Source organism: Streptomyces xanthophaeus, from assembly GCF_030440515.1.
GTDB classification, from domain to species: Bacteria; Actinomycetota; Actinomycetes; order Streptomycetales; family Streptomycetaceae; genus Streptomyces; species Streptomyces kutzneri.
This window is the reverse complement of sequence record NZ_CP076543.1, coordinates 7190487-7216888: the sequence shown is the minus strand read 5'-3', so window position 1 is coordinate 7216888 and position 26402 is coordinate 7190487. Positions and strand designations below refer to the sequence as shown.

The window sequence follows — 26402 nt, the reverse complement described above, 5'->3', positions numbered from 1 at the left end:
GGTCCGATGGGGACGTCACCGTCCGCACCGGCCCCGGAAGGCCCTCACTCGTTCGTGCACCCGGTACGCGTCGCGTCGTCGTCCCGGAGCCGGGGCGACTAGCCCTTGCGCGCCTTGATCTCGTCCGTCAGCTGCGGGACGACGGCGAAGAGGTCGCCGACGACGCCGTAGTCGACGAGGTCGAAGATCGGGGCCTCGGCGTCCTTGTTGATGGCCACGATGGTCTTCGAGGTCTGCATGCCGGCCCGGTGCTGGATCGCGCCCGAGATGCCGGAGGCGATGTACAGCTGCGGGGAGACCGACTTGCCGGTCTGGCCGACCTGGTTGGAGTGCGGGTACCAGCCGGCGTCCACGGCGGCACGCGAGGCGCCGACGGCCGCACCGAGGGAGTCCGCGAGGTCCTCGATGATGTGGAAGTTCTCGGCACCGTTGACGCCACGGCCGCCGGAGACGACGATCGCGGCCTCGGTCAGCTCGGGGCGGCCGGTCGACTCGCGGGGAGTGCGGCCGGTGACCTTGGTACCGGTGGCCAGGGCGCCGAAGGTGACGGCGAGCGCCTCGACGGCGCCGGCGGCCGGAGCGGCCTCGACCGGGGCCGAGTTCGGCTTCACGGTGATGACCGGAGTGCCCTTGGAGACGCGGGACTTGGTGGTGAACGACGCGGCGAAGGCGGACTGCGTCGCGACCGGACCCTCGTCACCCGCCTCCAGGTCGATGGCGTCGGTGATGATGCCCGAGCCGATACGGACGGCCAGGCGGGCGGCGATCTCCTTGCCCTCGGCGGAGGACGGGACGAGCACGGCGGCCGGGGAAACGGCCTCGTACGCGGCCTGGAGCGCGTCCACCTTCGGTACCACGAGGTACTCGGTGAACTCGGGGGCGTCGGCGGTGAGGACCTTGACCGCACCGTGCTCGGCGAGCACGGCGGCGGTGGCGTCGGCACCGGCGCCCAGGGCGACGGCGACGGGCTCGCCGATGCGGCGGGCCAGCGTCAGCAGCTCGAGGGTGGGCTTGCGGACGGCACCGTCCACGTGGTCGACGTAGACGAGAACTTCAGCCATGGGACTGCTCTCCTGCGATTGCGAAGTGTCTGGGGGCTAAGAGGGGTGGCCGAGGTTCTTAGATGAACTTCTGGCCGGCCAGGAACTCGGCCAGCTGCTTGCCGCCCTCGCCCTCGTCCTTGACGATCGTGCCGGCGGTGCGGGCCGGGCGCTGCGCCGCGGAGTCGACCGCGGTCCAGGAGCCCTCGAGGCCGACCTCGTCGGACTCCAGGTCCAGGTCGGACAGGTCCCAGGACTCGACCGGCTTCTTCTTGGCGGCCATGATGCCCTTGAAGGACGGGTAGCGGGCCTCGCCCGACTGGTCCGTCACCGAGACGAGCGCGGGGAGGGAGGCCTCCAGCTGCTCGCTCGCGGTGTCGCCGTCGCGGCGGCCGGTCACGGTGCCGTCCTCGACCTTGACCTCGGAGAGCAGGGTGACCTGCGGGACGCCCAGGCGCTCGGCCAGGATCGCCGGCAGCACACCCATGGTGCCGTCGGTCGACGCCATGCCGGTGATGACCAGGTCGTAGCCGGCCTTCTCGATCGCCTTGGCGAGCACCAGCGAGGTGCCCATGACGTCGCTGCCGTGCAGGTCGTCGTCCTCGACGTGGATGGCCTTGTCGGCGCCCATCGAGAGCGCCTTGCGCAGCGCGTCCTTGGCGTCCTCGGGACCCACCGTCAGAACGGTGATCTCGGCATCGTCGGCCTCGTCGGCGATCTGCAGCGCCTGCTCGACGGCGTACTCGTCGAGCTCCGACAGCAGGCCGTCGACGTCGTCACGGTTGACGGTCAAGTCCTCGGTGAACTGCCGGTCGCCCGTGGCGTCGGGCACGTACTTCACACAGACAACGATCCTCAGGCTCACGCCGGCTCTCCTACCGCATCGTCTTTTCTGGTACCGCCTTATGCAGGCAGCATAGGCGCCTTGTCGGGCGGATCCCGGTCGGGGCGGCCCGCGCTCCGAAGGGAATGTTACTCGTCAGTACACCGTGGGTCCCGCCAAGTCGCAAGGCCGGTGAGCTGTGATCTGCCCAACGCCACCCGACCCTTCCAAGCAGGGACGATTCAGTCGCGCAACGCGTTGAAGCGCCCCTGGTGGTACAGCAGGGGGCGGCCTTCACCGGCCGGATCCCCGACGACCGCCTCAGCGATGATCACACGATGCTCGCCTGCGGGCACACGTGCGACCACCCGGCCCACCAGCCACGCCAGTACGCCGTCCAGCACCGGCACCCCGTGCGGGCCGGCGGCCCAGCCGGTCGACGGGCCGAAGCGGTCGGCTCCGCTGCGGGCGAACAGGCCCGCCAGCTCCCGTTGGTGCTCGCCGAGTATGTGGACGCCGAGGTACTCGCTGTCGCGCACCGCGGGCCAGCTGGAAGCCCCGGTGGAGATCGTGAAGGACAGCAGCGGCGGATCGGCGGAGACGGAGTTGAGCGAGGTGGCGGTGAACCCCACCGGACGGCCGCCGTCCTGGGCGGTGATCACGGCGACCCCCGCGGCGTGCTGCCGGAAGACCGAGCGCAGCAGGTCGGGCGAGCCGGTGCGGACCGTGTCGGTGGCCGCTGCGGCGCCGGAACGGGGGGAAAGGGGGGAAAGAGGGGAACGGGGGGACGGAGCCGTCGGGACGACCTGGACCGTCGGGACTGTCGGAGCAGTCATCAGGGTTCTGCCTTCTGCCGCGGGACACGCGGGCGCTGTCGGGGATCGGGGGCCGGGCTGTTCAGTGGCCCCGACAGCGCGCGCTCGCGTGGCGGACGAGGTCCACATGGACCCGTCCGTAGAGCAGGAGTTCATACGGCATACGGCCAGCGTGGCGATCTCCCGTGGACACAGTCAAGCGAGATCGGGCAGATGTCAGGCGCGTCACGCTGTGTGCGGGCGCGCGCACCGGCGCCCCCGGCCCCGCCGCGTCGGTCCGCCCGGCGGCCGGGCCGCGCGTCATACGGCGGCCCCGAGGGCGGCGATCACGTCCACCTTGCGCGGCATCCCGGCCGCCCGCCGCACGATCCGGCCCGCCGAGTCCAGGACCAGCACGGTCGGGGTCTTCTCGATCCCGAGGGCCCGCACCAGTTCGAGTCTCTCCTCCGCGTCGATCTCGATGTGCGCCACCCCGTCCACCATCGCGGCGACCTCGGCGAGGATCCGCCGCGTGGCCCGGCAGGGCTGGCAGAAGGCGCTGGAGAACTGCACCAGGCTGGCCCGCTCCCCCGGTTCCGTTCCCAGTTCGGCCGCGCCCAGCCGGGTCCGCGCGTCTTCCTGCCCGGGCACCCCGCGCTCCCCTCGCCGTATTAGTCCGTGTACATCATCCTCGTACGCTCGTCCGTGGATCGGAGCACCCCACGGGCCCGCGACATTCCCGGCGTGATGAGAATCTCCCCTGGCAGGGGCTTCTGGACTGGCCAGCGGGCCGCGTATGGGGCACGATCCCCATGGTCGCGTACCTACGCTTCCGTAACTTCCGGCCGGGAGCACCTCCCCAGGCAGAAAGCGGGGTCTCCCCACCATGGCTGAGCTCGTCTACCCTCCCGTGATCGGCGCCGCGCACGGACTCTTCCGCGCGCTGGACATCCGTATCGACATGAAGGGCACCGAGAACATCCCCCGCAAGGGCGGTGCGGTCCTGGTGTCGAACCACATCGGATACCTCGACTTCATCTTCGCCGGCCTGACGGCGCGCCCGCAGAAGCGCCTGGTCCGTTTCATGGCCAAGGAGTCGGTGTTCCGGCACAAGGTGTCCGGTCCGCTGATGCGCGCGATGAAGCACATCCCCGTCGACCGCACGCAGGGTGAGGCCGCCTACCAGCACGCCCTGGACTCGCTGCGGGCCGGCGAGATCATCGGCGTCTTCCCCGAGGCGACGATCTCCCAGTCCTTCACGCTCAAGAGCTTCAAGTCGGGCGCCGCGCGGATGGCGCAGGAGGCCGGGGTCCCGCTGATCCCGGTGGCGCTGTGGGGCACCCAGCGGCTGTGGACCAAGGGCCGCCCGAAGAACCTCAAGCGCAGCCACATCCCGGTGACGATGCGCGTGGGCGAGCCCGTGGAGGCCCCGGCCGACCAGTACGCCGGCGCCATCACCCGCCGGCTGCGCGAGCGCGTGCAGGAGCTGCTGGACGCCGCGCAGCGCGCCTACCCGGACAAGCCGAAGGGCGCCGACGACTCGTGGTGGCTCCCGGCCCACCTGGGCGGCACGGCGCCGACGGCGGCCGAGGTCCGCGACGCCGGCTGATTCCCCTGGTCCCATGACGCCGGCCTCCCGGACCACCACCGGGTCCTGAAGGCCGAGGCAGTGGTCCGGGTTCCCGGTGCTCAGTTCCGGGCGCCGGTGGGGGGCTCGCACGGAGCGGCGAAGCACTGCCACTGCTGCTCCCCCTCCGGGACGTGCACCCCGCCGCCGTCGTTCCTGCCGGGACGGTCGTGGCCCTTCTTGTCATGCCGGTCCCACTTGTCGCGGTGGTCCCACTTGTCGTGGCCCGGCTTGTCGTGGTGGTCCCACTTGTCGTGGCCGCCCGTTTCCCAGCCGGTGCTGCCGGGGGGTTCGCACGGGGCGGCGAAGCATTGCCACGTCTGCCCCCTGTCCGGGACGTGCACGCCCCCGCCGGTACCGTCCGCCACGGCCTGGTGCGGCGCGGCCGGGGCGGCGGCGAAGGCGGTCGTGGGCAGGAGCGCGCCTCCCGCGGCGATGGCGGTCGAGGCTACGAGCAGGGCGAGGCGTCGGGGGCGAAGGGGGAGGGTCATGGCCGTTCTCCTCGTGAAGGAAGCCGGAATGGTCCCCTCCAGTACGCCCCGCCGGCCGCGTCCCGTCATGCCGCTGGATCTCGTGGCTTGACGGATCGAAGAGCCCGTGACCTCAGCTCGGGTTGTCGGCGTGCGTCAGGGTCTCCCAGGCCTCGAAGTGGTTCTCGGTGCCCGCCGGGCGGCGGCCCTCGGTGAGCCTGCGGGTGTTCTCCAGGGTGACGCCGAGCCGGGTGTGCAGGGCGTTGTAACCGACCTCGGTGGCCGGGCCGATGCCCGTGGTCAGCTTCCCGCCGCACAGCCAGGAAGGCACGGCCGCGCCGAGTTCGTAGGTCGCGTGGAAGCCCAGCGCATGCCGGAACCGGTCCTTGAACTGCGGGTAGAGGTCGCGGCCCTGGATCCGTGAGGTCTCGGCGACGTGCATGGCCGCGGCGATCCCCATGCCGGTGTGGCCGAAGTCGCGGCAGGTCTCCTGGGCGAGTCCGTCCACGAAGGCGCTCTGGCCGTGCCAGTAGTCGATCAGCTCGGCGCGGGTGTCGATGGACGAGCGCGGCGGGTACGCGGGCTGCGGGCCGTCGGCGGCCAGGTAGAAGTAGGCGGGGACGCGCCCCAGGTAGACGGCCATCGCCTTGTCGTAGCTCGCGCGGTCGTCGAGGTGGACCGCGATGCCGACGGCCGCGTCCATCATGATCAGTTCCCAGTTGCCGTTGCTGTTCGGCCTCCCGCCGATCACCTCGGGCAGGTAGACGTCGCGCAGCATGGCCGCGAAGCGCCCCTGGTTCGGCCAGCCGCCCGTGTACGTGTGCTTGACGATCTCGGCGGCGCGCGGCCAGGTCGAGCCCGCCCAGCCGCTCTGCAGCGGCGCGTTGCTGTTGGTGTGGTCCTTGATCTTCGCGGACCAGGCGTCCATCAGCTCGATCGACTTCTTCGCGTACCTGGCGTCCCGGGTGATGTACCAGGCGAGCGCGTGGCTGTACGCGGCGATGGCGTCCTCGCGCTCGTCGGAGCAGCCGATGTCCGGGTTCGAGTACGAGCCGCACTCGACGACCTCGCGCGGCTTGGGCGTGCGCGAGAGCGAACCGTACTTGCTCGCCAGCATCTGGTCGTAGGCGGCCTTCCACGGCTGCCGGCCGGCCTGCACCTGCGTGCGCACGAAGTCCAGTTGGGCGCGGCTGTTCAGGACTCCGGGGTGGGCGAACTTCGCGGGAGCGGCGGTGGGGGCGGCCGGCGCCGCGGGCGCCGCGAGCGTGGGGAGGGGCATCAGGGTCATCGCCAGGCCGAGGGCGAGGGCGGTGAGACCGGCGGGGATTCCGAAACGCATGGGGGGCCTTCCGGTGGGAGGGGTTCCGGTGGCCCGAAGATACTCATGCCCATGCCAAGTGACAACGATGTCTGACAAGAAAGTTTCCTATCAACCTCCCGCTCCCTCCTCCCGCCTCCGGCGGCGGTGGGCCGCGACCCGTGCCCGCGTGGCACAACTGCCGGAGCAGTAGCGGCGCGCACTCCCCGGCCCGGTGGCGAGGAAGAACCGCCCGCAGCCCGCCGCGGCGCAGGCGCCCCAGGCGATCCGCCCGTACTCCGTGAGCAGTTGGGCGAGGGCGAGGGCGCCCGAGGCCAGGAACCAGTCGCCCCAGCCGGCCTCCTCGCCCCGGTCGACGTGCAGGTGCCAGGGGTGGCCGCCGTGCCGGGTCAGGCGGGGACGGGTGCCGTACTCCGCGAACAGCGCGTTCAGGGCCTCGGCGGCGCGGCCTTCGTCACCCTCGCCGAGCACCTCCCCCATCCGCCGGGCCGCGGCGCGCAGTTCGGCCGCGCCCGCCTCGGGGAACGCCTCCTCCGTGAGGTCGGCGGGACGCTCCCCGTACCCGGCCAGCAGCTCCGCGAGCTCGGCGCGCGGCAGTTCGGGGGCCGCCCGGACCGCTTCGGCGAGGTCGATCAGCCTCCGGGCCGCCGAGAAGCCGTCCCGCGAGTCGCCCATCCCCACATCCTTTCGCCCTACACGCGTATGACGTAACGTCTTGCCCGTCTATCGCGTTACAGCATACCGGGGAGGGGTTCCATGGGCGGTTTCGGGCGGTACCTGGCGGCGGCACTGGCCGCGCGCGTCGCCTCGGAGGGCATGGGCATGGCCGTGGTGCTGCTGGCACTGGAGCGCACCGGGAGCGCGGCGCACGGGGCGTTCGTCCTGACGGCCTGGCTGGCCCCGCACGTCCTGGCGGCCCCGCTCGCGGGCGCCGCGGCCGCCCGGGCCCGCCGGCCGCGGCTGTTCCACGCCGGCGCCCTGGCCGGGTTCGCGACGGCCGTCGCGGCGCTGACCGTCCTGCTCGGCCGGGCCCCCGTACCGCTGGTACTGGCCGTGGCGGTGCTCGGCGGCTCCTGCGGGCCGATGGTGACGGGCGGGCTGTCCAGCCTGATCACCGGCCTGGTTCCGGCAGGACCCGGCCGGGACCGGGCGTACGGCTGGGACGCCGCGACCTACAACGCGGCGGCCGTCACCGCGCCGGCGGCGGTCGGCCTGGTCACGGCGCTGGGCTCGGCCGGGCCCGCCATGGCCGTCCTGGCGGCGTCCGGGGCCCTGGCGGCCGTGCTGGCGGCCACCCTCCCGTACGAGGACCAGGGCGCGGGCCCGGTCCCCGGCGCACCCCGGGCCGGGCTGGGCGCGGGGCTCGCGGCCCTGTGGCGGGTCCGTGAGCTGCGGGCGGTCACCTCGGCCACGACCCTGGGCTTCGTGGGCATCGGTTCGCTCACCACCGTCTCGGTGCTGCTGGCCACGGAACTCGGCAGCCCGGGCGGCGGGGGTGTGCTGATGACGGCCTTCGCGGTTGGCGCACTCGGCGGCTCGCTCACACTGGGCCGCATCACGTCCGTGGAGTCCGGCCGGCTGGTGCGGTGGGCGCTGGCCGGGACCGGGGCGGCCCTCGCGGCGGCCGCGTTCGCCCCGTCGGTGGCCGTGACGGCGGCGCTGTTCGCGCTCGCCGGGGTGTGCGACGGGCCGCTGCTGACGGCCACGCTGCGGATCCGCGCGCGGTACGCGCCCGACGGGGTGCGGACCCAGGTGTTCACCCTGGGCGCGGGGCTGAAGGTGACGGCGGCGTCGACCGGGGCGGCCCTGGTGGGGCTGGCGGCCGACGTGCCCGCGGCGGCGCTGCTGACCGGGATCGCCGGACTGCTGCTCGCGTCGGCGCTGCTGCACGCCCTGACGGCGGTACGCGAACCCGCGCGGCCCGGACGGCCCGCCCGCGCCGGGGCTACAGAGCCGTCGGCAGGTTCCGCCACAACTGCGGCCGGTCCGCGGACTCCTGAAGGGCCTTGAGCGCGGCCGGGTGCGGGGCGGCGCAGAGCTCGGGGTAGTCGATCTCGCCGAGTTCCGGGCGTACGGGGAAGGCCAGTCGCTCCTGGTCGAGGTCGAACCGGGCGTCCACGCCGGGCTTGTTGCCGCGCGGGTCGATGCGGGACCAGCGCGCGCTGCCGGGCAGCCGCAGGGCGACCAGGCCGTGCACGACGGGGTTCGTTCCGTCGTCGTCGGCGAGGCGCTGGTAGCACAGGGCCCCCGGGATGCCCTGGGCGCGCAGCAGGGCGACGAGGGCGTGGGCTTTGGCGTAGCAGATGCCGTTGCGCGTCGTGAGGACGTCGGACGCGCGCCAGGCGACGCGCGGGTCGCCGGAATCGCCCGAGTGCGGGATGGTGTCGCGGACGAACTCGAAGGCGGCCTTGGCGTATGAATATGCGTCGCCGCTGGCGGACCACAGGGTGTCGGCGGTTTCCTGCACGACCGGATTCCAGTGGTCGATCGCCTCGTCGGACGCCAAGTAGGCGTGAATATCGGGGCTCTGTTGGATCAGCTGCATGGCCGGAGCATAGGCAAACCCCCGACCGTAGATCAATAGATTTACGGTCGGAGGTATAGCTATGCAGACCTTCGTGAGGTGCCGCTCAGCGCGCCAGCTCTTCCTTCAGCGCCTGGAGGAAGCCGTCCACGTCCTCTTCCTGGGTGTCGAAACCGCACATCCAGCGGACGTCACCCGCGGCCTCGTCCCAGAAGTAGAAGCGGTAACGCTTCTGCAGCCGCCGCGAGACCTCGTGGGGCAGCCGCGCGAACACCGCGTTCGCCTGCACCGGGTAGAGGATCTCCACGCCGTCCGTCTCGCGCACGCCGGCGGCGAGCCGCTGCGCCATCGCGTTGGCGTGCCGCGCGTTGCGCAGCCACAGGTCCTTGGCGAGCAAGGCCTCCAGCTGCACCGACACGAAGCGCATCTTGGACGCGAGCTGCATCGACATCTTGCGGATGTGCTTCATCTGCCGGACGGCGTCCGGGTTGAGCACCACCACGGCCTCACCGAACATCATGCCGTTCTTCGTGCCGCCGTACGACAGCACGTCCACGCCCACCGCGTTGGTGAAGGCGCGCATCGGCACGTCGAGGGAGGCCGCGGCGTTGGCTATCCGGGCACCGTCGAGGTGGACCTTCATGCCGAGCCTGTGGGCGTGCTCGCAGATCGCCCGGATCTCGTCCGGGGTGTAGACCGTGCCCAGCTCGGTGTTCTGGGTGATCGACACGACCTGCGGCATCGCCCGGTGCTCGTCCTCGAAGCCCCAGGCCTCCTGGTCGATCAGCTCGGGGGTGAGCTTGCCGTCCGGGGTCGGTACGGCGAGCAGCTTGAGGCCCGCCATCCGCTCCGGCGCGCCGCCCTCGTCCACGTTGATGTGGGCGCTCTTGGCGCAGATCACGGCACCCCAGCGGTCCGTCATCGCCTGGAGGGCGGTGACGTTCGCGCCGGTGCCGTTGAAGACCGGGAAGGCTTCCGCGTACGGCCCGAAGTGGCTGCGTATGACCTTCTGCAGGTGTTCGGTGTAGTCGTCCTCGCCGTAGGCGACCTGGTGGCCGCCGTTGGCGAGCGCGACGGCGGCCAGGACCTCCGGGTGCACGCCCGCGTAGTTGTCGCTCGCGAACCCGCGCACCGCCGGGTCGTGGTGGCGCCGGGCGTCGGTCTTCCCTGCCTCGGTTCTCACGGTTGCGGAGTGAGCCACAGACGCTGTCCGTTCACATCGATGGCGGGCCGCTCCCAGACGCCGGCGATGGCCTCGGCCAGTTCCGTCACGTCGGTGAAGCCCGCGAACTTCGCAGTGGGACGCTCGGCGCGCATCGCCTCGTGCACCAGTGCCTTGATGACCAGGATCGCAGCTGCCGCGCCGGGGCCCTCGTCACCCCCCGCCTTGCGGAAGGAGTCAGCCATGGCCAGGGTCCAGGCCTCGGCCGCCGCCTTGCCCGCGTTGTACGCGGCGTTGTTGGCGACCGGCTTGTGCGCCCCGGACTGGCTGATCAGCACGTAGCGGCCGCGGTCGCTGCGCAGCAGCCCGTCGTGGAAGGCCAGCGAGGTGTGCTGGACCGTGCGGATGAGGAGCTTCTCCAGGAAGGTCCAGTCCGCGAGGTCCGTATCGGTGAAGGTCTTGCTGCCGCGCCAGCCGCCGACGAGGTGCACCAGGCCGTCGATCCGGCCGAACTCCTGCTCGGTCTGCTCGGCCCAGGCCTTGGTGGCGTCCAGGTCGAGCAGGTCGACGGTGTCACCGGTGATGGTGGCGCCGCCGTGGGCGTAGCGCGCCGCGTCCACGGCCTCCGCGAGCCGCGCCGGATCGGCGTCGGACGCGATGACCACCGCACCCGCCTCGGCGAGGCGGAGCAGGGTGGCGCGGCCGGCGGGCCCGCCGGCCCCGGCCACCGCCACCACCGCTCCGTGCAGCTTTCCGTTGCCGTTCCCGGAGCCGTTCATCTGTGCAGCCTCCTGTGGGCGAGTGCTCACGCGGCGACTCGCTCGGCCTGCTCTGCATTCAGGGCCGTGATGCCCTTGGTCGCGGCGATCGTCCCCTTGAGCTTCTTGGCGAGCGCCTCAAAGAACATGCTGAGCGGAAACTCGTCCGGAAGCACGTCGTCCACGAGCTTGCGCGGCGGCTGCGTCAGGTCCAGGGCGTCGGCGCCCTTGGCCCACTTGGAACCCGGGTGCGGGGCGAGGTAGGTGGAGACCAGCTCGTACGCCTTGAACCAGTGCACGAGCTTCGGGCGGTCGATGCCGGCCCGGTACAGGTCCTCGATCTCGCCGCACAGCTGGTTGGTGACCTGCGGGGCGCGCATCCAGTCGATCTTCAGCTTGTTGTCCGTCCAGCGCACGACGTCGTGCTTGTGGAGGTAGGCGAAGAGGAGCTGGCCACCGAGGCCGTCGTAGTTGCGGTTGCGGTCGCCGGAGACCGGGAAGCGGAACATCCGGTCGAAGAGGACGGCGTACTGCACGTCACGGCCGTGCTCGTTGCCCTCGGACTCCAGCTTCACGGCCTCCTTGAAGGCGGTGAGGTCGCAGCGCAGCTCCTCCAGTCCGTACATCCAGAACGGCTGGCGCTGCTTGATCATGAAGGGGTCGAACGGCAGGTCGCCGTGGCTGTGGGTGCGGTCGTGGACCATGTCCCACAGGACGAAGGCCTTCTCGCAGCGCTCCTGGTCCTCGACCATGCGGGCGATGTCCTCGGGCAGGTCGATGCCCAGGATGTCGACGGCGGCCTCGGTCACCTTGCGGTAGCGGGCGGCCTCGCGGTCACAGAAGATGCCGCCCCAGGTGAAGCGCTCGGGGGCCTCGCGCACGGCGATGGTCTCCGGGAAGAGCACGGCGGAGTGGGTGTCGTAGCCCGGCGTGAAGTCCTCGAATGTGATGCCAAGGAAGAGCGGGTTGTCGTACCGGGTGCGCTCCAGCTCGGCGAGCCACTCGGGCCACACCATCTTGAGCACGACGGCTTCCAGGTTGCGGTCCAGGTTGCCGTTCTGGGTGTACATGGGGAAGACGACGAGGTGCTGGAGCCCGTCGGCGCGCTCCGCGGCCGGGTGGAAGGCCAGCAGGGAGTCGAGGAAGTCCGGCACCTTGAAGTCGTCGGCGGCCCACTTGCGCAGGTCGGCGACGAGGGCCTGGTGGTACGCGGTCGCGTGCGGGAGCAGCGGCGACAGCGTCTCGACCGCCGTGATCACGCGTTCCACCGCGGCCAGGACGGTGGCACGGCCGTGCGCGCCTTCGACCTCGAAGTCGATGGAGCCGTCCTTGGCCTGCCAGGGCCGGATCTCCTCCACGGCGGCCTTGAGCTCGGGCCACGCGGGGTGGTCGACCACCCGCGCTCCAGCGGTTATCACGGCGCCGCCGGTACCGGGCACAAGAGTTTCCGTCATGTCACTTCCTCCACAGGAGAACCTCACGTATGGGCAGCGTATGCGTGCGAGGCTCTCCCCCTCAAGAGGGAACTCGGGAAATTATCCTGCGTCACCCCCCATTTCACCGGAAGTCTTCCCGTTCGTCAGCGCGGAACCGACCACTCCGCCCAATTGCGCCAAGGCTTCTCGGCCGGCGGCGGGGAAACCGGCCGGGCCGGGGCGGGCGGAGCCCGACGGGCGACAGAGGCGCACATCACACACCCATCATGCGCCCCGGAAGTGCGGAATGACCTTTTCGCCCCATTGCCTCAGGGTCTCCAGACAGGCCTCCTGCTCCACCGTGCCCATCTGGATCAGGCACATGATCTCGTCGGCGCCCGCCTCCCTGAGCCGCTCGGCGTACGCGATCGCGTCGTCGGCGGTCCCGTAGGCGTGGTCGGCGTTGAAGGTGGCCGCGGAGGCCGGCCGGACCGGGATGTCCAGCTCGTACAGCCGGGCCACCACCTGCTCGGCGGCCCTGCGCATCTCCGCGGCCTCGTCGGCGCCCGCCACCACGGCCTCGTCCGGGACGCCGGCCCCGCCGTACCAGTGGCCGATGGACTGGGCGAAGAACCGCTGCCCGCGGGTGCCGATCCGGCGCGCCTCCTCCCGGTCGTCGAGCACGATGGTCGGGCAGAGCACGGAGAAGTGGTCGTTGACCGCGGTGGACACGAACCGGCTCCCGTCGCGCCCGGCGATCGCCGCGTCGTAGACGGACCGCATCCGCGCGATGGACTCGGGGCCGGCGAAGCCCATCACCAGCGCCCCGATCCCCAGCTCGGCCGCCTGGACCAGGGTCTCGCCCCGGCTGCACGCCAGGAACAGCGGCGGGTGCGGGGTCTGCCGCGGCCTCGGCAGGATCGGGTGCGGGTCGATGTCGATCAGCTCGCCGTGATACTCCAGCTCCTCCTCCTGCCAGGCCCTGCCGATGATCCGCAGGGCCTCCTCGACCTCGGCCGTGGTGCGGTCCCGGTCCACCCCGCACAGCGAGGTCTCCTGCTCGGTGCCCCCGCGCCCGGCCCCGAGGTCCAGGCGCCCGCCCGAGAGCAGGTCGAGCATGGCGGCCCGCTCCGCGACCCGCACCGGGTGGTTGAAGTTGAAGGGCATGCACACGACGCCGTGGCCGATGCGTATGGTGTTCGTCCTGGCCGCGACCCAGGTCAGGAAGATCTCGGGGGCACTCATGTGGGCGTACCACTTGAGCGAGTGGTGCTCGACCGCCCAGATCCGGTCGAATCCCATGCGTTCGGCGAGCACGGCCTGCTCGACGCAGTCGCGGATGAGCCGGTGCTCCCGTTCCACCGTCGGGTCGGCAAGCTGAGCTTCGAAGATCACGGAGAATTTCACTGTGCCTCCAGGGTTGCGTCGCGTTCCCGGTCTCACTTCAATTCGAAATATGACTAGTAGTCAGGAGTCGAAGAAGCAAGAGCTGCCGCCGACCGCGTGGGCCGTTCTGGGTCTGCTCTCCTTCCCCGGCGAGCGGACCGGCTACGAGCTGAAGAAGTGGGCGGACTCCTCGCTCCGCTTCTTCTACTGGTCACCGGCGATCAGCCAGATCTACGCGGAGCTGCGCCGCCTGGAGGAACTGGGCTACGCGGCCTCCGTGCGCTCGGGACCCGAGGAGGCACGGGCCAAGCGGCGTTACGCCATCACCGACGCGGGGCGGGGCGCGCTGGCCGGCTGGGCCGCCGACACCGGCGAGGCCGGTCCCCCCGTGCTCAAGCACGGCCTGCTGCTGCGGATCTGGCTCGGCCACCTGGCCGAGCCGGAGCGGCTGCGCGCGATGGTCGGCGAGCACCTGGAGCGCACCCGGGGCGAGCTGGCCGCCGTACGGGAGGCCATGGACCACGCGAGCGGCGTACCGGAATGGACCTTCCCGACCCTCGCGCTGCGCTGGAGCGAGCGGCAGCACCTGGCCGAACTGGAGCTCGCCGAGGCCCTGCTCGCCGACCTGGACGCGCTGGCCGCGCCCCAGGAGGACCCGGGCCGTCAAGCCGGCGGGGACGCGCCCACGCCCGGGTGACGCGACAGGCGCGGCACCGGTCCCGGCGGGGCGCACAACCCTGGCGGGAAGCGGCCGGGGCGCTCCTGCGGGGCCTTGCACGCCCGGTCCCTTCGCACCCGCGGCGCACTAGCATGCGACCTCATCGCGCGCGGCCGGTCGGGACACCGAAGCCGCGCGGGGAGCCGCCGTCGACGGAAGCGAGAGAACCTTGACTTTCCTCACCATCGGTCACCGCGGGGTCATGGGTGTCGAACCGGAGAACACCCTGCGGTCGTACCTCCGAGCGGAACGTTGCGGCATGGACGTCATCGCTCTGGATCTGCGCCTGAGCAAGGACGGAGCCCTCGTCGCCGTGCACGACCCCGAGGTGGACCGGACCACCGACGGCTCGGGGGCCGTCGCCGATCTGACCCTGGCCGAGCTGCGCGAGCTGGACGCCGGTCAGGGCGAGCACGTGCCGGTCCTGGAGGAGGTCCTGGACGCGGTCCGGGTACCGCTCCAGGCCTTCGTCGCCGACCTGGCCACCGCCGCGGTGCTCGCGGAGCTGATCCTGCGCCACGACCTGACCTCCCGGGTGGAGGTGGCCTCCACCCAGGAGGCGGTGCTCGCCGAGACGGCCCGGCTGGTGCCGGGCGTACGGACCGTCCTGTACGCGGCCTCCGCCGGCGTCGGGGCCGGGTCCGTGGTGGACCGGGCACTGGCCGTGGGCGCCGCGACCGTCGCCGTGGACATCCACCGGCTCAGCCTGGAGACGGTCGACGCGGCGCACGCGGCGGGCCTGCGCGTGACGGGCCGGGCGGTCGACACCCTGGACCTGCTGCGGCTCGCGCGGGCGCTCGGACTGGACGGCGCCGCCACGGACTTCCCGGAGATCCGCAGCACCGGGCGCTTCACCGCCTGACGACGGCGGCCCGGCTCCGGACGCAGCTCCGGATACGGCTCCGGCTCCGGCTCCGGCTCAGAGCGACTTGACCAGCAGCTCGAAGGCCAGGTCGTCGCGGAGCGGGACGCCGAAGCGCTCGTCACCGTAGGGGAAGGGGCTCAGCTCGCCGGTGCGCCGGTAGCCGCGGCGCACGTAGTACGCGATGAGCTCCTCCCGTACGTGCACCACCGTCATCCGCATCTCCTTGGCGCCCCACGTCTCGCGGGCGCGGCGCTCGGCCTCGGCCAGGATCTCCTTGCCGAGGCCCCCGCCCTGGAGGCCGGGGCGGACGGCGAACATCCCGAAGTAGACGTGGTCGTCCCGGTGTTCGAGCTGGCAGCAGGCGACGAGTTCACCCGCGCGCTCGACGACGAGCAGGACCCCGTCCGGGGCGGCGATGACGGCGCGGACCCCGTCCGGGTCGGTGCGCTGCCCGTCCAGGTAGTCGGCCTCGGTGGTCCAGCCGGCCCGGCTCGCGTCCCCGCGGTAGGCGGACTCGACGAGTTCCACCAGTTCCGGCACGTCCGCCTCGACGGCGCTACGGAAACTCAGGGCGGCGGGCTGGGCGGTCGACATCGGGCGCTCCGTTCAGTGCGGCGGCATATGACATGCCTGGAAGGCAGGGAGAGCGTATCCCGGAGCCGCGTGAGGGTGGTGTGAGAGGGGCATCTCTCCCCGTGACGCCGACGAACCGGGAGGTTCCGCCGTGCACGGTTCCGCCACGTCCCTCACCCCCTCCGTCTCCTCCTGGCTGCTGGTGCTGCTGTGTGCGGTGAGTGGTGCGTACTGCCTGTACCGGGCGCGGGGTTCGGACGGCGGCGCCGCCGGGGAGGCGGTGATGGGATTCGGGATGGCGCTGATGGCCGTACCCCTCGGCGGGCGCGGCGACGGGTGGCGGGCGCCCGTGCTGGGTGTGGTCTTCTGCGGCGCGGCCCTGCACGCCCTGTGGCTGCTGCGGGGCGGACCGCACCACGCGCACCACCTGGTGGGCTCCCTGACGATGGTCTACATGGCCCTGTCGGCCGGGCCCGGGGCGGAGCACGGGCCGCAGCACGCCCAGGTGGCCGGGCCGCCCCTGCTGACGGGTGCGCTGCTCCTCTACTACGCCGGGTACGTGATGCTCGGCGGGACCCGGCTGATCACCGCGGGCGACTCCGTGTCCCCGCGGCCGGCCGCCGGCCGGGGCGGACCCGCCGAACTCGTCCGCGCCTGCCGACTCGCCATGGGAATGGGGATGTTGGCCATGCTGCTCACCATGTGACGGCGCCGGCGGACGTGTCCTGCGTCACCCTTCGCGCGCGGACGTACCCGCAGGTAGTCCCTCGCTCATAGGCTGGCGGCCATGATGGTCCCCGCCGTTCTCCTGCTGCTCGGCGCCCTGACCGCGGTGCTCGCCCCCCGTCTGCTGGCCCGGGCCCGGTGGCCCGAGCGTGAGCCGGTCGTCGCCCTGTGGGTGTGGCAGTGCGTGGTCGGCGCCGTGCTCCTGTGCTTCGGACTGTCGATGCTGCTGAGCGCGGCGGCCGCCTGGCAGGCGGTCCGGGGCCGACTGTTCGCCTCCGCCCCGCACGGGGTGGCCGACGCCTATGCCCTGGGCGCGGCCGGCGGGCCGTGGGCCGCCGTCACCGCGCTCGCGCTGGCGGGCGGCGGGCTGTGGACCGCGGCGATGCTGACCGGTGAGGTGCTGCGGGCCCGGGCCCGGCGTCGTGCGCAGGGCAGCGAACTGCTGGTACGGGCCCCTCTGCTGCCCGGGGAGGACCCGGCGGATGCGCGGCTCGTCGTCCTGGAGGGTCCCCGGCCGGATGCCTGGTGGCTGCCGGGAGCTGCCCCGCAGCTGGTGGTCACGACGGCGGCGCTGGGCCGGCTGAAGGGCAGCCAGCTGGACGCGGTGCTGGCGCACGAGCAGGGGCACGCGGCGGCCCGGCACGACTGGCTGCTGCACTGTTCGCGGGCGCTGGCCCGGGGCTTCCCGCAGGTGCCGGTCTTCGCGGCGTTCGAGGCGGAGATGCACCGGCTGGTGGAGATGGCGGCCGACGACGTGGCCTCCCGGCGGTTCGGACGGCTGACGATCGCGCTGGCGCTGGTCGGACTCAACGAGGACCGGGGGGTGTTCGGGACCTCCTCGCCCGAGCACGCGCACGTTCCGCAGCGGGTGCGCCGGCTGCTGTCGGCGGCGCCCCGGCTCTCCCCCGGCCGCCGGCTGCGGCTGACGGCGCTGGCCACGCTGGTCCCGGCGATCCCGCTGCTGGTGGCCTTCGTACCGGGGCTGAGCGCGCTCGCCCAGTAGGCACGCCCCGGCCTTGCCCGGCGCCGTCCCACGCCGCCCGGCGGGCGGCGGTGCAAGGATCTCCACATGCGGAACGATCACTTGCGGTGGACGGGCATCGGCTGCGCCCTGCTGGGGGCGGTCCTGACGGCGCTGGTGCTCGCGCAGTGGCAACCGCTGCTCGCCTACGACGAACGGGTCGCCCGGGACCTCCACGCCCACGCCGTCACCCACCCCGGGGTCACGCACCTGATGCAGGTGCTCAGCGACCGGGTGTGGGACCCCTGGACCATGCGGGCGCTGGCGGCGGTCGCCTGTGTGCTGCTGTGGTGGCGGGGCGACCGGGGGCGGGCGCTGCGGGTGGCGCTGGTGACGCTGGCGGCCTCGGCGCTGCAGCAGGGGCTGAAGGCACTGGTGGGGCGGGAACGTCCGGTGTGGCCGGATCCGGTGGACTCGGCGCAGTACGCGGCCTACCCGTCCGGCCACGCCCTGACGGCGACGGTGGTGTGCGGACTGCTCCTGTGGCTGCTCCCCCACCGGGGCCGTGTGCCGGTCGCCTGGGTGGTGGCCGCCTGGGCGGTGGCCGCCTGGGCGGTGGCCGTGGTCTCGGTGCTCGGGGTCGGCTTCACCCGTGTGTACCTCGGGGTGCACTGGCCGTCGGACGTGCTGGGGGGCTGGCTCCTGGGAGTGGCCCTGGTGGCTCTCGCGACGTCCGTGCCCGTCCGCATACGCGGCTGCGACCCGGTGGAACGGTGAGGGTACGGCGTGCCTGCCCTGGATGATCCCCCGTGTCACCCAGAGCAGGCGACCCCGTGCGCTGAGTATATTGGCCAGGAGCCAGTCAACGCAGGAGTAAGCATGTCCCCGCGCAGCGCATCGGTCAATGAAGAATTGCGCAGACGTTCCCGGGAGCGGCTGCTGCAGTCCACGGTCGAACTCGTGGCCGAGCGCGGCTACGAGGCCACGACGCTCGGCGACATCGCCGACCGGGCGGGCGCGGCACGCGGCCTGGTCTCGTACTACTTCCCGGGCAAACGGCAGTTGCTGCAGTCCGCGGTGCACCGGCTGATGCACCTCACCCTGTACGCCGCGCTGGAGCGGGAGCCCCGCAGTGAGTGCGGGCGCGAGCGGCTCGCGCGTGCCGTCGACGCGGTCCTGGGGCTCGCCCGGGACGAACCCCTGCTGATGCGCACGCACATGGCGGGCATCCTCACGGCCGAGGGCTTCGTGCAGTGCCCCGAGCAGCAACGGCTGGCGGAGCTGCTGCGGGACACCGTCGTCCGGTACGGCTCGGCGGACCCGGACACGGACTATCCGCTGCTGCGGGCCCTGCTGATGGGCGCGGTCGTGGCGATCCTGCTGCCCGGCGCGCCGATGCCGGCACAGCGGCTGCGGGCGGAGCTGTTCCAGCGCTACGGGCTGGACTGGGAGCTCGGCGTTCCGCCGGACGGCGGGCCGCCCGGCGGAACGATTCCCTCACCCCCTTCGCACCCTTCGCAGCCCCCGCGCCCGTCGCACCCCTGAGGTCAGTGGTACTCGGGCTGGGTCTGCACGTTGAGCCGGTCCATCCGCACCCACCTGGCGCTGTCGGTGCGCCGGTCGTCGAGCCGAAGCACGTCGAGGCCCTTGACGATGTCGTTCGAGTAGACGTGCCCGTTGTAGTAGTACGCCGACCAGGACCCGCCGAGTCCGAGCTGGTCGGTCGTCAGCGGTCCGCGCTCGAAGTAGGCGATCTCCCTGGGCTGGGCGGAGTCGGTGAACTCCCATACGGAGACGCCGCCCTGGTACCAGGCCTGCACCATGATGTCGCGGCCGCCGCCGACCGGGACCAGCGAGCCGTTGTGGGCCACGCAGTTCTCGGTGTCGGCCTGGTGGCGCGGAATCTTGAAGTAGCCGCGGAAGGCGAGTTTGCGCTGGTCCCCGCGGCCAGTGATGTCGTAGATCCCGTCGGCGCCGCGGTGGGGACCGGTCGCCTCGTTGCAGGTGGCGCCGCCACCGCCGCCGAGTTCGTCGGTGAACACCACCTTGTTCGCACGCTCGTTGAAGGTGGCCGAGTGCCAGAACGCGAAATTCACGTTGTCCTGGACCCGGTCGATGACCCGCGGCTGCTCGGGCCTGCTGATGTCGAAAAGGATGCCGTCACCCATGCAGGCGCCGGCGGCCAGGTTCTTCGACGGCAGCACGGTGATGTCGTGGCAGCCGGTGGTCTTGGAGACACCGGGGTTGGTGGGCGCGCCCGGGTTGCCGCCGTCGGGGAAGAGGACCGGGAAGGCGACGACCGCGGCCTTCGTCGGCGCCTTCTTCGGGACCTTCACGACCGAGATGCCGTCGTGCGGCGGCTTGCAGTCGGGGAAGGCCTCGTTCGGGGAGTACGAGGCGACGTAGAGGTAGATGTCGCGGTCGCCCGGCACCAGGGTGTGGGTGTGTGAACCGCAGGCGGTCTCGACGGACTTGATGTACTTGGGGTTCTTCTTGTCCTTGATGTCGAAGATCTTGATGCCCTCCCACGAGGACTTCTCCGTGGCGGGCTGCGGGACGCTGTTGCAGGAGTCGTCGCTGCGCGAGGAGTCGGTGGAGAGGAAGAGCAGGTCACCGTGGACGGAGATGTCGTTCTGGCCGCCGGGGCAGAGCACCTGGGTGACCGTCTTCGGTGCCTTCGGGTTCGCGATGTCGTAGATGGTGAAGCCGCTGTAGCTGCCCGCGTAGGCGTACCTGCCCTGGAAGGCCAGGTCGGTGTTGATCCCCGCGGGGTCGCTGCTGGGGATGTTGGCCAGGTGCGTGACGTTGGCGCTGTGCACGATCTCGTCCTGGCCGGGGATGTCGCCCGGAGCGAGCTCCCGGCCCTCGGTGAGGCCGGTGCCGTGCTGATGCGCGCTGCCGGGCGCCAAGTCGCCCGGGTCGGGGGTGGCGGCCGCGGGTCCGGCCGCCAGGAGCGTGGTGAGGAGCCCGGCCGCGGCGACGGCCACCCCCACCCTCCTGTTCCGTAACCGCCTGCTGTGTAGCGAGGTCACTGTGCCCTCCCTTGAGAGCCCGATCGGCTCCGCCCGCGAGGGAGCGGAACCAGGACCCCGGCAGTATCTTCCCTTCATGGACATGGCAAAAGACCTCAGGGGCCGCCCCCGGTCCTTACCGGCGCCGCCCGTCCGGTTCGCCGCTGTGGTGGCGGCGGCCGCCGGCCTCCTGCTGACGCTCTCCGGCTGCCAGGGCGACCAGGGGCCGGACCGGGCCGACGACGGACGGGCCGCGGTCGTCGCACCGGGCCGGCCGGGCGAGAAGGCCCGTCACCTCACGCCCGAAGAGGCCGCGAAGGCGAAACCGGACGACAGCCCGAACGCCGCCGACCACGCCTACGTGTCGCGCATGATCGAACACCACCGGCAGGCCCTGACGATGAGCGCCCTGGCCCCCGAGCGGGCCTCGGCGGACGGGGTCAAACGGCTGGCGGAGCGGATCACGGCGGCCCAGAAGCCCGAAATCGGCGCGATGGAGAAGTGGTTGGCCCTCCATCCGGCCCCGGCGGCGGCCTCCGGCGGGCACGGGCAGGGCCACGACCACGGCGCGATGCCGGGCATGGCGACCGAGCGGCAGCTGGCGGATCTGACCGCGGCCAGGGGGACCGACTTCGACCGGCTCTTCCTGACCCTGATGACCGCCCACCACGAGGGCGCCGTGACGATGGCCGGCGAGGCGCTGGCGGGCGGGAACAACGTGGCCGTGGAGGAGATGGCCACCGAGGTGGTGGCCACGCAGAGCGCCGAGATCCACCGGATGCGCACGATGGGCTGACTCCCCGGGGGGCCGGTGTCATGCTGGGACCACCTGCGGGAGGAGCTCCGCCGTGCTTCGAGTCGCCGTTGTCGGATCGGGCCCCAGCGGGGTCTACGCGGCCCAGACGCTGGTGCAGCAGCGCGAGGTGCCCGGGGTACGGGTGGACGTGCTGGACCGGCTCCCCGCCCCCTACGGGCTCGTCCGGTACGGGGTCGCCCCGGACCACGAGAAGATCAAGTCGCTCCAGGGCAGCCTGCGCACCGTGCTGGAGGACGAGCGGATCCGCTTCCTCGGCAACGTGGAGGTCGGCGGGGAGGCGCTGCCCACGGACCGGCTGCTGGAGCTTTACCACGCGGTGGTGTACTGCGTGGGCGCGGCCCGGGACCGGATGCTGGGGATCCCCGGCGAGGAGCTGACCGGGGTGCATTCCGCGACGGCCTTCGTGTCCTGGTACAGCGGGCACCCGGACGCCGCCGCCGAGGCCTTCGACCTGCCCGGCGTGGATGTGGCGGTGGTGGTCGGGGCGGGCAACGTCGCGGTGGACGTGACGCGGATCCTGGCCCGGGGCACGGCCGAACTGACGCCGACGGACATGCCGCAGCCCGCGCTCGGCGCGCTCGCGGAGAGCGGGGTGCGCGAGGTGGCGATGGTGGCCCGGCGGGGTCCCTCGCAGGGCAGGTTCACCACCAAGGAGCTGCGTGAGCTGGGCACCCTGCCGGGCGTGGACACCTGGGCCGACCCGGCCGAACTGGCCCTCGACCCCGTGTACGCCGACCCGGAGGCGGCCGCCGCCCTGCCGGCGGTGGCCCGGCGGAACCTGGAGGTGCTGCGCGGCTGGTCGGGAGCCCGCCCGGACGCGGGTCCGCGCCGGATCGCACTGCGGTTCTACCTTCGGCCGGTGGAGATCCTGGGCGGTCCGGACGGCCGGGTCACCGGGATGCGCTTCGAGCGCACCGCCCCGGACGGGCGGGGCGGTGTGACCGGGACGGGCGTGCACGAGGACGTCGAGGCGCAGTTGGTGCTGCGCTCGGTGGGGTACAAGGGCGTTCCCCTCGCCGGGCTGCCCTTCGACGCCGCGAAGGGTACGGTCCCGCACGCGGCGGGCCGGGTGCTGCGCGCGGGCCGGGCCTCGGTCGGCGAGTACGTGGCGGGCTGGATCAAGCGTGGCCCGACCGGGGTGATCGGCACGAACCGGCCCTGCGCCAAGGAGACCGTGTCCTCGCTGCTCCAGGACGCGGGGGCACTGGCCCGGCGCGACCTCCCCGGGGACCCGCTGGACGCCCTGCGGGCGGCGGGTCTGCACCCGGTGCGGTGGCCGGGCTGGCTGGCCATCGAGGCGGCCGAGGCCGATCTGGGGCGCTCCCTGGGCCGCCGCTCGGTGAAGATCCCGGACTGGCAGGGCCTGTTGGACGCGGCGGGCCCGGGCCGGGCGTAGGACGTCGCCCTCTCCCGTGCAAGTGCTTCCGGGTGGTCCTCCGGGCCGGAATGCCCTCGGGCGGGAGTGTCGCCGTCCCCGCCCCGGGCACACCGGCCGATCATGTCGCTGGAACGAAGGCCCGGAGCGGTATGCGGATGGAGCGTCATGGCACCGAACGGATTGCGCCGGTCATGGAGCGGGTGGCAGCCCTGGGTCCTCGGGGTGGCGACGGCGGCCCTGCTGGTTTCGGCGCCCTCGTACGCCGCGGCGGCCGGGGCGGGCACGGCCGGCCGGAGCGACCGGCCGGGCATCGCGGGCCAGGCCGGCGGGAGTGCCGCCCTGTGCCCGGAGCACGCCATGGCCGGCGGCCCCGGGTGGTGCCCTCCGCCGCGCTGCGAGGCCGGGCATCCCGGCTGCGAGGGCCCCGGTGTGCCTCTCGGTGAGGTCACGGTGATCAAGGAGGACGGGGCGACCGGCAACCCCCTGGGCGGGGCCGTCTTCCAGCTCTGGGAGGAGACCAACGGCATCCCGGGACTCCAGCCCACCGGCAGCGACCCGGACACCTCCATCGGCGGCACCTGCACCACCTCGGCCGACGGCACGTGCACCCGCACCCTGCCGACCGGCGTCTACTACTGGCAGGAGACCCAGGCCCCGCCCGGCTACGACCTGCCCCTCAACCCGGTGTTCGGCCCACTGGTGCTGACGGAGGAGAACATCGCCGAAGGCGTGACGGTGACCGCCGAGAACACGGTCACGCCCGTGACCGCCGGTGAGGTCGCCTGACGGGCCCCTCACGGATCCGGTCGGGTCACAGCGCGCCGGCGAGATACCGGGCCACCGCCGAGCCGCCCCGTCGCACGCGCCGCGGCTCAGGACGCGAGCCGGGCCGCCTCGGCCGCGGCCGCCGCGAGGACGCTGTCGAGGAGGCCGGGGAAGAGCGTCTCCAGTTCCTCCCGGCGCAGGGCGTTGAGCTTGGTGGTGCCGCGGTAGGCCTGGCGCACGACGCCGCTCTCGCGCAGGACGCGGAAGTGGTGGGTGGTCGTGGACTTGGTGACCGGCAGGTCGAAGTACGAGCAGGACAGGTCCTCGGCCGAGGCGGCCAGGTCCAGGACGATGGACAGCCGGACCGGATCGGACAGCGCGTGCAGCACGCCTTCCAGGCGGATCTCGCCCGCTTCGGGGTGGGCGAGGGTGCGGGAGGTGTCCCGTTCCGTCATGTCCCTGCTCCACTCACTCGATCGGTCCGTTCCGGATTGTGTGTGGGTCCCATCGTACGAGAGTCGTCGAAGAAGGCGGGCCGGTCGGGGAAACCGGGGGTACGGCTCCGGGGCGGGCGGCGCCGGAGCCGTCCCCGCGTCACCAGGAGCGGTGGTACTGCTCGGGCGTACGGATCTCCCCGCCCAGCTCCTTGGCGGCGCGGCGGGCCCAGTACGGGTCGCGGAGCAGTTCCCGGCCCAGCAGGACGGCGTCGGCCTCCCCGTTGGCGAGGATCTTCTCGGCCTGCTCCGGTTCGGTGATCAGGCCGACCGCGGCCACGGGAAGGGCGGTCCCGGCCTTGACCCGGGCCGCGAAGGGGACCTGGAAGCCGGGGCCCACGGGGATCTGCGCGTGCGGCGCGAGGCCGCCGGTGGAGACGTCGAGCAGGTCCACCCCGTGCTCCAGCAGCAGATCCGCCAGCCGGACCGTCTCGTCGGCGGTCCAGCCCTCGTCCTCCAGCCAGTCGGTGGCGGAGATCCGGAAGAACAGCGGGAGTTCCTCGGGCCACACCGCCCGTACGGCGTCCACCACTTCGAGGGCGAAGCGGGTGCGGTTCTCGAACGAGCCGCCGTACTCGTCGGTGCGCCGGTTGCTGAACGGGGAGAGGAACTCGCCGATGAGGTAGCCGTGGGCGCCGTGGATCTCGACGACCTCGTAGCCCGCGGCCAGTGAGCGCTCGGCGGCGGCCGCGAACTGGCCGGTGATCTCCCGGATCTCCTCGACCGTCAGCTCGTGCGGCACCGGGTGGTCCTCGGAGAACGGCAGCGCGCTCGGGGCGAGCGGCTGCCAGCCGTGCGCCTCGGGCCCGACCGGTCGTCCGCCCTTCCAGGTGCGGTCGGTGGAGGCCTTGCGGCCGGCATGTGCGATCTGGATGCCGGGGACGGCGCCCTGGGCCTTGACGAAGGAGGTGATCCGGCACAGTGCCTCGACCTGGGTGTCGTTCCAGATGCCGAGGTCGTAGGGGGAGATCCGGCCTTCCGGGGAGACCGCGGTGGCCTCCTGGACGATCAGCCCGGTACCGCCGGTGGCGCGGGCGGCGTAGTGCGCGAAGTGCCAGTCGCCGGCCACGCCCGCGTTCGGGCCGAACGCCTCGGCGCTGTACTGGCACATCGGGGCCATCCACACCCGGTTCGGGATGGTGACGGAGCGGAGCGTGTAGGGCGCGAACAGGGCGGCGAAGGCGGCGGGTGCAGCACTCATCAGGCTCTCCAGATACGACCGGGCATGCCGGGGATCGATCAAGTACGAGAGATACCGTACTACGAATTTCCTCGTACTACGAGACCTCTCGTACAAGCTCGTCGAGTTCCGCGCGCAGCGCTCCCGCCAGGGCCGCCAGATCCGGGACGGCCTCCGCGTCGGCGACCAGTCCGTAGTGGACCGTCCCCTTGTACGTGGAGACCGCGACGGCCAGGGACTGCCCCCGGGCCAGCGGGGCGAGCGGGTACACCTCGCGGACCGGGCTGCCGCCCAGGGTGAAGGTGAAGCCCGGCAGCGGCACGCTCGTGACCAGGATGTCGAAGAGCAGCCGGGCGGCCTGGGCCACGAGCGGGCCGCCGAGCCGGTGGCCCAGCGGATGGACGTGGTCGGCGAGCAGGGCGACGGCCCCGGCGCCGCGGGCGGGTCCGGCGTCCTTGTTGCGGTCCATGGCGGCGCGCACGCTGTCCAGGCGGCGCAGCGGATCGGATTCGGCGAGCGGCAGCCGGAGGAGATAGCCGGAGAGCCGGTTCCCGGCGCCCCCCGAGCCTCCGGGCCCGCGACGGCGGGACACCGGGATCAGCGCGCGCGGGCCGGCGCCCCAGGGCTCGGGATCACCCCGCTCCGCCAGCCAGCGCCGTAGGGCGCCCGCGACCAGGGCGATCAGCACGTCGTTGACGGTGCCACCGGCGCCCTTGCGGACGAGGTTCACCTCGTCCAGGTCGAGTGCGAGGCCGGCCACCGCACGGGCCCCCGAGCCGGCGGAGCCCGCGGTGAGGGCGGCCGGCACCCCGAGCGGCAGTCCGGCGCGGGCCACGGCGGCGCCGATCTCCAAGGCCTGGCCGACGTCCTGGACCCGGGCCGCCAGGACCCCGGGAAGCCGGCGCAGGACGGAGCCGCCCCGCTGCTCGGGGACCGGGCGCACGGGCGGCCGGGGGGCCGTCGCCTCGTCGAACAGGGTGGCCGCGAGGGCCAGCGCGCCCAGGCCGTCGGCGAGGGCGTGGTGGAACTTGAAGAGCACCGCGAAGGAGTCCGGATCGGGTCCGGCCAGCACGTGCGCCTCCCACGGAGGCAGCGCCCGGTCCAGCGGCCGGGCCATCAGAGGTCCGGCGGCGGCGTGCGGAACGGCCTCGCCGGTACGGACGAGGAACACGTGCCGGGCCGGGTCGAAGCCGGGGTCCGGCGACCAGGCGGCCGCGCCGACCGGCAGCAGCACGTCGCGGATCCGGCGGCGCAGGCGCGGCACGGCCGCGCAGCGGGCGGTGAGCAGGCGGGCGGCCCGCTCCGCGGCGCCGGGCCCGGTCGCGCGGAAGACGGCGAGGGCACCCAGGTGCATGGGGTGGTCGGCGGATTCGATCCGCCAGAAGGCGAGGTCGAGCGGGGGCAGGTGCTCGGTGGCCACATACGTCCTCTCGCGTGCGGCGGCAGTGACCTGAAGTCAATCCATTACGGACACCCGCATGCAAGCAGCAACCATTTCCGGGCGGTAAATGATCGGTATTGATCTGCTCATCAGCAGCCCTGCACCGTCCGCCAGGTCACTGTCACCGGTCGGGTGCAGACTGGCCGAAAAGATACT

Annotated in this window: 28 protein-coding genes; 11 read left to right on the top strand and 17 right to left on the bottom strand. The window is 72.5% G+C overall.

The genetic code is table 11. The features are described 5' to 3' along the window. Window positions 1–98: 98 nt before the first annotated feature. From KO717_RS32155 to KO717_RS32140, 4 genes are all read right to left on the bottom strand, one after another. The gene (locus KO717_RS32155) at window positions 99–1061 is read right to left on the bottom strand and encodes an electron transfer flavoprotein subunit alpha/FixB family protein (protein WP_202202861.1); all 963 of its coding nucleotides are present in this window, start codon (window positions 1059–1061) and stop codon (window positions 99–101) included. 58 nt (window positions 1062–1119) lie between these two features. Next, window positions 1120–1905 (bottom strand): electron transfer flavoprotein subunit beta/FixA family protein, encoded by a 786-nt coding sequence (locus tag KO717_RS32150; RefSeq protein ID WP_030012969.1) that lies wholly within the window; start codon window positions 1903–1905, stop codon window positions 1120–1122. 200 nt (window positions 1906–2105) lie between these two features. After that, window positions 2106–2699: a flavin reductase family protein gene (locus tag KO717_RS32145; protein WP_301372959.1), complete on the bottom strand. Its 594-nt coding sequence runs from the start codon at window positions 2697–2699 to the stop codon at window positions 2106–2108. 279 nt (window positions 2700–2978) lie between these two features. Continuing rightward, on the bottom strand, window positions 2979–3308 hold the full coding sequence (locus KO717_RS32140; RefSeq protein WP_301372958.1) for a thioredoxin family protein: 330 nt from the start codon (window positions 3306–3308) through the stop codon (window positions 2979–2981). Between the two features lie 235 nt (window positions 3309–3543). Between KO717_RS32140 and KO717_RS32135 the strand changes: the two genes are divergently transcribed. After that, on the top strand, window positions 3544–4266 hold the full coding sequence (locus KO717_RS32135) for a lysophospholipid acyltransferase family protein (protein WP_301372957.1): 723 nt from the start codon (window positions 3544–3546) through the stop codon (window positions 4264–4266). Window positions 4267–4346: 80 nt separating this feature from the next. Here KO717_RS32135 and KO717_RS32130 read toward each other — a convergent pair whose 3' ends face one another. From KO717_RS32130 to KO717_RS32120, 3 genes are all read right to left on the bottom strand, one after another. Beyond that, entirely contained in the window at window positions 4347–4775 is a 429-nt protein-coding gene (locus tag KO717_RS32130) for a hypothetical protein (RefSeq protein ID WP_301372956.1), read from the bottom strand. Between the two features lie 112 nt (window positions 4776–4887). Then, on the bottom strand, window positions 4888–6093 hold the full coding sequence (locus KO717_RS32125) for an alginate lyase family protein (RefSeq protein WP_437184604.1): 1206 nt from the start codon (window positions 6091–6093) through the stop codon (window positions 4888–4890). 90 nt (window positions 6094–6183) lie between these two features. Beyond that, window positions 6184–6747, bottom strand: coding sequence for a CGNR zinc finger domain-containing protein (locus tag KO717_RS32120; RefSeq protein ID WP_301372955.1), 564 nt, complete (start codon window positions 6745–6747; stop codon window positions 6184–6186). Between the two features lie 81 nt (window positions 6748–6828). Here KO717_RS32120 and KO717_RS32115 point away from each other — a divergent pair, with 81 nt between their 5' ends. After that, window positions 6829–8082, top strand: a complete 1254-nt coding sequence (locus KO717_RS32115; RefSeq protein ID WP_301372954.1) for an MFS transporter — start codon at window positions 6829–6831, stop codon at window positions 8080–8082. Here the strand turns inward: KO717_RS32115 and KO717_RS32110 are convergent. The 5 genes from KO717_RS32110 to KO717_RS32090 all read right to left on the bottom strand — a co-directional run bounded on the left by KO717_RS32110 (window position 8018) and on the right by KO717_RS32090 (window position 13338). Continuing rightward, entirely contained in the window at window positions 8018–8617 is a 600-nt protein-coding gene (locus tag KO717_RS32110; RefSeq protein WP_301372953.1) for a transglutaminase-like domain-containing protein, read from the bottom strand. The two genes, KO717_RS32115 and KO717_RS32110, sit on opposite strands and share 65 nt — an antisense overlap. An 85-nt stretch (window positions 8618–8702) precedes the next feature. Further along, window positions 8703–9797: a threonine aldolase family protein gene (locus tag KO717_RS32105; RefSeq protein WP_437184603.1), complete on the bottom strand. Its 1095-nt coding sequence runs from the start codon at window positions 9795–9797 to the stop codon at window positions 8703–8705. Beyond that, window positions 9776–10537, bottom strand: a complete 762-nt coding sequence (locus KO717_RS32100) for an SDR family NAD(P)-dependent oxidoreductase (protein ID WP_301372951.1) — start codon at window positions 10535–10537, stop codon at window positions 9776–9778. Before KO717_RS32100 ends, KO717_RS32105 begins: the two co-directional genes overlap by 22 nt. 26 nt (window positions 10538–10563) lie before the next feature. Further along, window positions 10564–11970, bottom strand: a complete 1407-nt coding sequence (locus tag KO717_RS32095; RefSeq protein ID WP_301372950.1) for a DUF6421 family protein — start codon at window positions 11968–11970, stop codon at window positions 10564–10566. A gap of 246 nt (window positions 11971–12216) precedes the next feature. Beyond that, window positions 12217–13338 carry an LLM class flavin-dependent oxidoreductase gene (locus tag KO717_RS32090; RefSeq protein ID WP_301372949.1) on the bottom strand — a complete coding sequence of 374 codons (1122 nt, stop codon included), beginning with the start codon at window positions 13336–13338 and terminating at the stop codon, window positions 12217–12219. Window positions 13339–13387: 49 nt separating this feature from the next. On the opposite strand from KO717_RS32090, the gene KO717_RS32085 reads away from it, so the two are divergent. Then, window positions 13388–14014, top strand: coding sequence for a PadR family transcriptional regulator (locus KO717_RS32085; RefSeq protein ID WP_301372948.1), 627 nt, complete (start codon window positions 13388–13390; stop codon window positions 14012–14014). Window positions 14015–14204: 190 nt separating this feature from the next. Then, a complete protein-coding gene (locus KO717_RS32080) occupies window positions 14205–14897 on the top strand; it encodes a glycerophosphodiester phosphodiesterase (RefSeq protein ID WP_301372947.1) in 693 nt (230 codons plus the stop codon). Window positions 14898–14954: 57 nt separating this feature from the next. Here the strand turns inward: KO717_RS32080 and KO717_RS32075 are convergent, their stop codons facing one another. Beyond that, window positions 14955–15494: a GNAT family N-acetyltransferase gene (locus tag KO717_RS32075; RefSeq protein WP_301372946.1), complete on the bottom strand. Its 540-nt coding sequence runs from the start codon at window positions 15492–15494 to the stop codon at window positions 14955–14957. 130 nt (window positions 15495–15624) lie between these two features. Between KO717_RS32075 and KO717_RS32070 the strand changes: the two genes are divergently transcribed. The 4 genes from KO717_RS32070 to KO717_RS32055 all read left to right on the top strand — a co-directional run bounded on the left by KO717_RS32070 (window position 15625) and on the right by KO717_RS32055 (window position 18705). Beyond that, window positions 15625–16179: a DUF5134 domain-containing protein gene (locus tag KO717_RS32070; RefSeq protein ID WP_301372945.1), complete on the top strand. Its 555-nt coding sequence runs from the start codon at window positions 15625–15627 to the stop codon at window positions 16177–16179. Window positions 16180–16260: 81 nt separating this feature from the next. Continuing rightward, entirely contained in the window at window positions 16261–17202 is a 942-nt protein-coding gene (locus KO717_RS32065; RefSeq protein WP_301372944.1) for a M56 family metallopeptidase, read from the top strand. A 66-nt stretch (window positions 17203–17268) separates the two neighbouring features. Next, window positions 17269–17937 carry a phosphatase PAP2 family protein gene (locus KO717_RS32060; RefSeq protein ID WP_301372943.1) on the top strand — a complete coding sequence of 223 codons (669 nt, stop codon included), beginning with the start codon at window positions 17269–17271 and terminating at the stop codon, window positions 17935–17937. 102 nt (window positions 17938–18039) lie between these two features. After that, window positions 18040–18705 (top strand): TetR/AcrR family transcriptional regulator, encoded by a 666-nt coding sequence (locus tag KO717_RS32055; RefSeq protein WP_301372942.1) that lies wholly within the window; start codon window positions 18040–18042, stop codon window positions 18703–18705. A 2-nt stretch (window positions 18706–18707) separates the two neighbouring features. On the opposite strand, the gene KO717_RS32050 is transcribed toward KO717_RS32055, so the two are convergent. Further along, complete coding sequence (locus KO717_RS32050; RefSeq protein WP_301372941.1) at window positions 18708–20192, bottom strand: LVIVD repeat-containing protein; 1485 nt, start codon at window positions 20190–20192, stop codon at window positions 18708–18710. Window positions 20193–20274: 82 nt separating this feature from the next. On the opposite strand from KO717_RS32050, the gene KO717_RS32045 reads away from it, so the two are divergent. The 3 genes from KO717_RS32045 (at window position 20275) to KO717_RS32035 (ending at window position 23152) form a co-directional block, all read left to right on the top strand. Beyond that, window positions 20275–20967 (top strand): DUF305 domain-containing protein, encoded by a 693-nt coding sequence (locus KO717_RS32045; protein ID WP_301374890.1) that lies wholly within the window; start codon window positions 20275–20277, stop codon window positions 20965–20967. 52 nt (window positions 20968–21019) lie between these two features. After that, the gene (locus KO717_RS32040; protein ID WP_301372940.1) at window positions 21020–22384 is read left to right on the top strand and encodes an FAD-dependent oxidoreductase; all 1365 of its coding nucleotides are present in this window, start codon (window positions 21020–21022) and stop codon (window positions 22382–22384) included. Window positions 22385–22531: 147 nt separating this feature from the next. Beyond that, entirely contained in the window at window positions 22532–23152 is a 621-nt protein-coding gene (locus tag KO717_RS32035; protein ID WP_301372939.1) for a prealbumin-like fold domain-containing protein, read from the top strand. Window positions 23153–23238: 86 nt separating this feature from the next. On the opposite strand, the gene KO717_RS32030 is transcribed toward KO717_RS32035, so the two are convergent. The 3 genes from KO717_RS32030 to KO717_RS32020 all read right to left on the bottom strand — a co-directional run bounded on the left by KO717_RS32030 (window position 23239) and on the right by KO717_RS32020 (window position 26225). Further along, window positions 23239–23586, bottom strand: coding sequence for an ArsR/SmtB family transcription factor (locus tag KO717_RS32030; protein WP_301372938.1), 348 nt, complete (start codon window positions 23584–23586; stop codon window positions 23239–23241). A gap of 139 nt (window positions 23587–23725) precedes the next feature. After that, window positions 23726–24826 carry an NADH:flavin oxidoreductase/NADH oxidase gene (locus KO717_RS32025; RefSeq protein WP_301372937.1) on the bottom strand — a complete coding sequence of 367 codons (1101 nt, stop codon included), beginning with the start codon at window positions 24824–24826 and terminating at the stop codon, window positions 23726–23728. A gap of 76 nt (window positions 24827–24902) precedes the next feature. After that, window positions 24903–26225: a wax ester/triacylglycerol synthase family O-acyltransferase gene (locus tag KO717_RS32020; RefSeq protein ID WP_301372936.1), complete on the bottom strand. Its 1323-nt coding sequence runs from the start codon at window positions 26223–26225 to the stop codon at window positions 24903–24905. Window positions 26226–26402 lie beyond the last annotated feature (177 nt).

Bases quoted from the DNA above. Each gene is read 5' to 3' on its own strand.
- KO717_RS32085 (WP_301372948.1), top strand. From the start codon at position 13,388: ATGACTAGTAGTCAGGAGTCGAAGAAGCAAGAGCTGCCGCCGACCGCG.
- KO717_RS32055 (WP_301372942.1), top strand. From the start codon at position 18,040: ATGTCCCCGCGCAGCGCATCGGTCAATGAAGAATTGCGCAGACGTTCC.
- KO717_RS32075 (WP_301372946.1), bottom strand. From the start codon at position 15,494: ATGTCGACCGCCCAGCCCGCCGCCCTGAGTTTCCGTAGCGCCGTCGAG.
- KO717_RS32125 (WP_437184604.1), bottom strand. From the start codon at position 6,093: ATGCGTTTCGGAATCCCCGCCGGTCTCACCGCCCTCGCCCTCGGCCTG.
- KO717_RS32155 (WP_202202861.1), bottom strand. From the start codon at position 1,061: ATGGCTGAAGTTCTCGTCTACGTCGACCACGTGGACGGTGCCGTCCGC.
- KO717_RS32100 (WP_301372951.1), bottom strand. From the start codon at position 10,537: ATGAACGGCTCCGGGAACGGCAACGGAAAGCTGCACGGAGCGGTGGTG.
- KO717_RS32145 (WP_301372959.1), bottom strand. From the start codon at position 2,699: ATGACTGCTCCGACAGTCCCGACGGTCCAGGTCGTCCCGACGGCTCCG.
- KO717_RS32120 (WP_301372955.1), bottom strand. From the start codon at position 6,747: ATGGGCGACTCGCGGGACGGCTTCTCGGCGGCCCGGAGGCTGATCGAC.
- KO717_RS32035 (WP_301372939.1), top strand. From the start codon at position 22,532: ATGGCACCGAACGGATTGCGCCGGTCATGGAGCGGGTGGCAGCCCTGG.
- KO717_RS32060 (WP_301372943.1), top strand. From the start codon at position 17,269: ATGCGGAACGATCACTTGCGGTGGACGGGCATCGGCTGCGCCCTGCTG.
- KO717_RS32110 (WP_301372953.1), bottom strand. From the start codon at position 8,617: ATGCAGCTGATCCAACAGAGCCCCGATATTCACGCCTACTTGGCGTCC.
- KO717_RS32130 (WP_301372956.1), bottom strand. From the start codon at position 4,775: ATGACCCTCCCCCTTCGCCCCCGACGCCTCGCCCTGCTCGTAGCCTCG.
- KO717_RS32115 (WP_301372954.1), top strand. From the start codon at position 6,829: ATGGGCGGTTTCGGGCGGTACCTGGCGGCGGCACTGGCCGCGCGCGTC.
- KO717_RS32095 (WP_301372950.1), bottom strand. From the start codon at position 11,970: ATGACGGAAACTCTTGTGCCCGGTACCGGCGGCGCCGTGATAACCGCT.
- KO717_RS32065 (WP_301372944.1), top strand. From the start codon at position 16,261: ATGATGGTCCCCGCCGTTCTCCTGCTGCTCGGCGCCCTGACCGCGGTG.
- KO717_RS32135 (WP_301372957.1), top strand. From the start codon at position 3,544: ATGGCTGAGCTCGTCTACCCTCCCGTGATCGGCGCCGCGCACGGACTC.
- KO717_RS32045 (WP_301374890.1), top strand. From the start codon at position 20,275: ATGGCAAAAGACCTCAGGGGCCGCCCCCGGTCCTTACCGGCGCCGCCC.
- KO717_RS32030 (WP_301372938.1), bottom strand. From the start codon at position 23,586: ATGACGGAACGGGACACCTCCCGCACCCTCGCCCACCCCGAAGCGGGC.
- KO717_RS32025 (WP_301372937.1), bottom strand. From the start codon at position 24,826: ATGAGTGCTGCACCCGCCGCCTTCGCCGCCCTGTTCGCGCCCTACACG.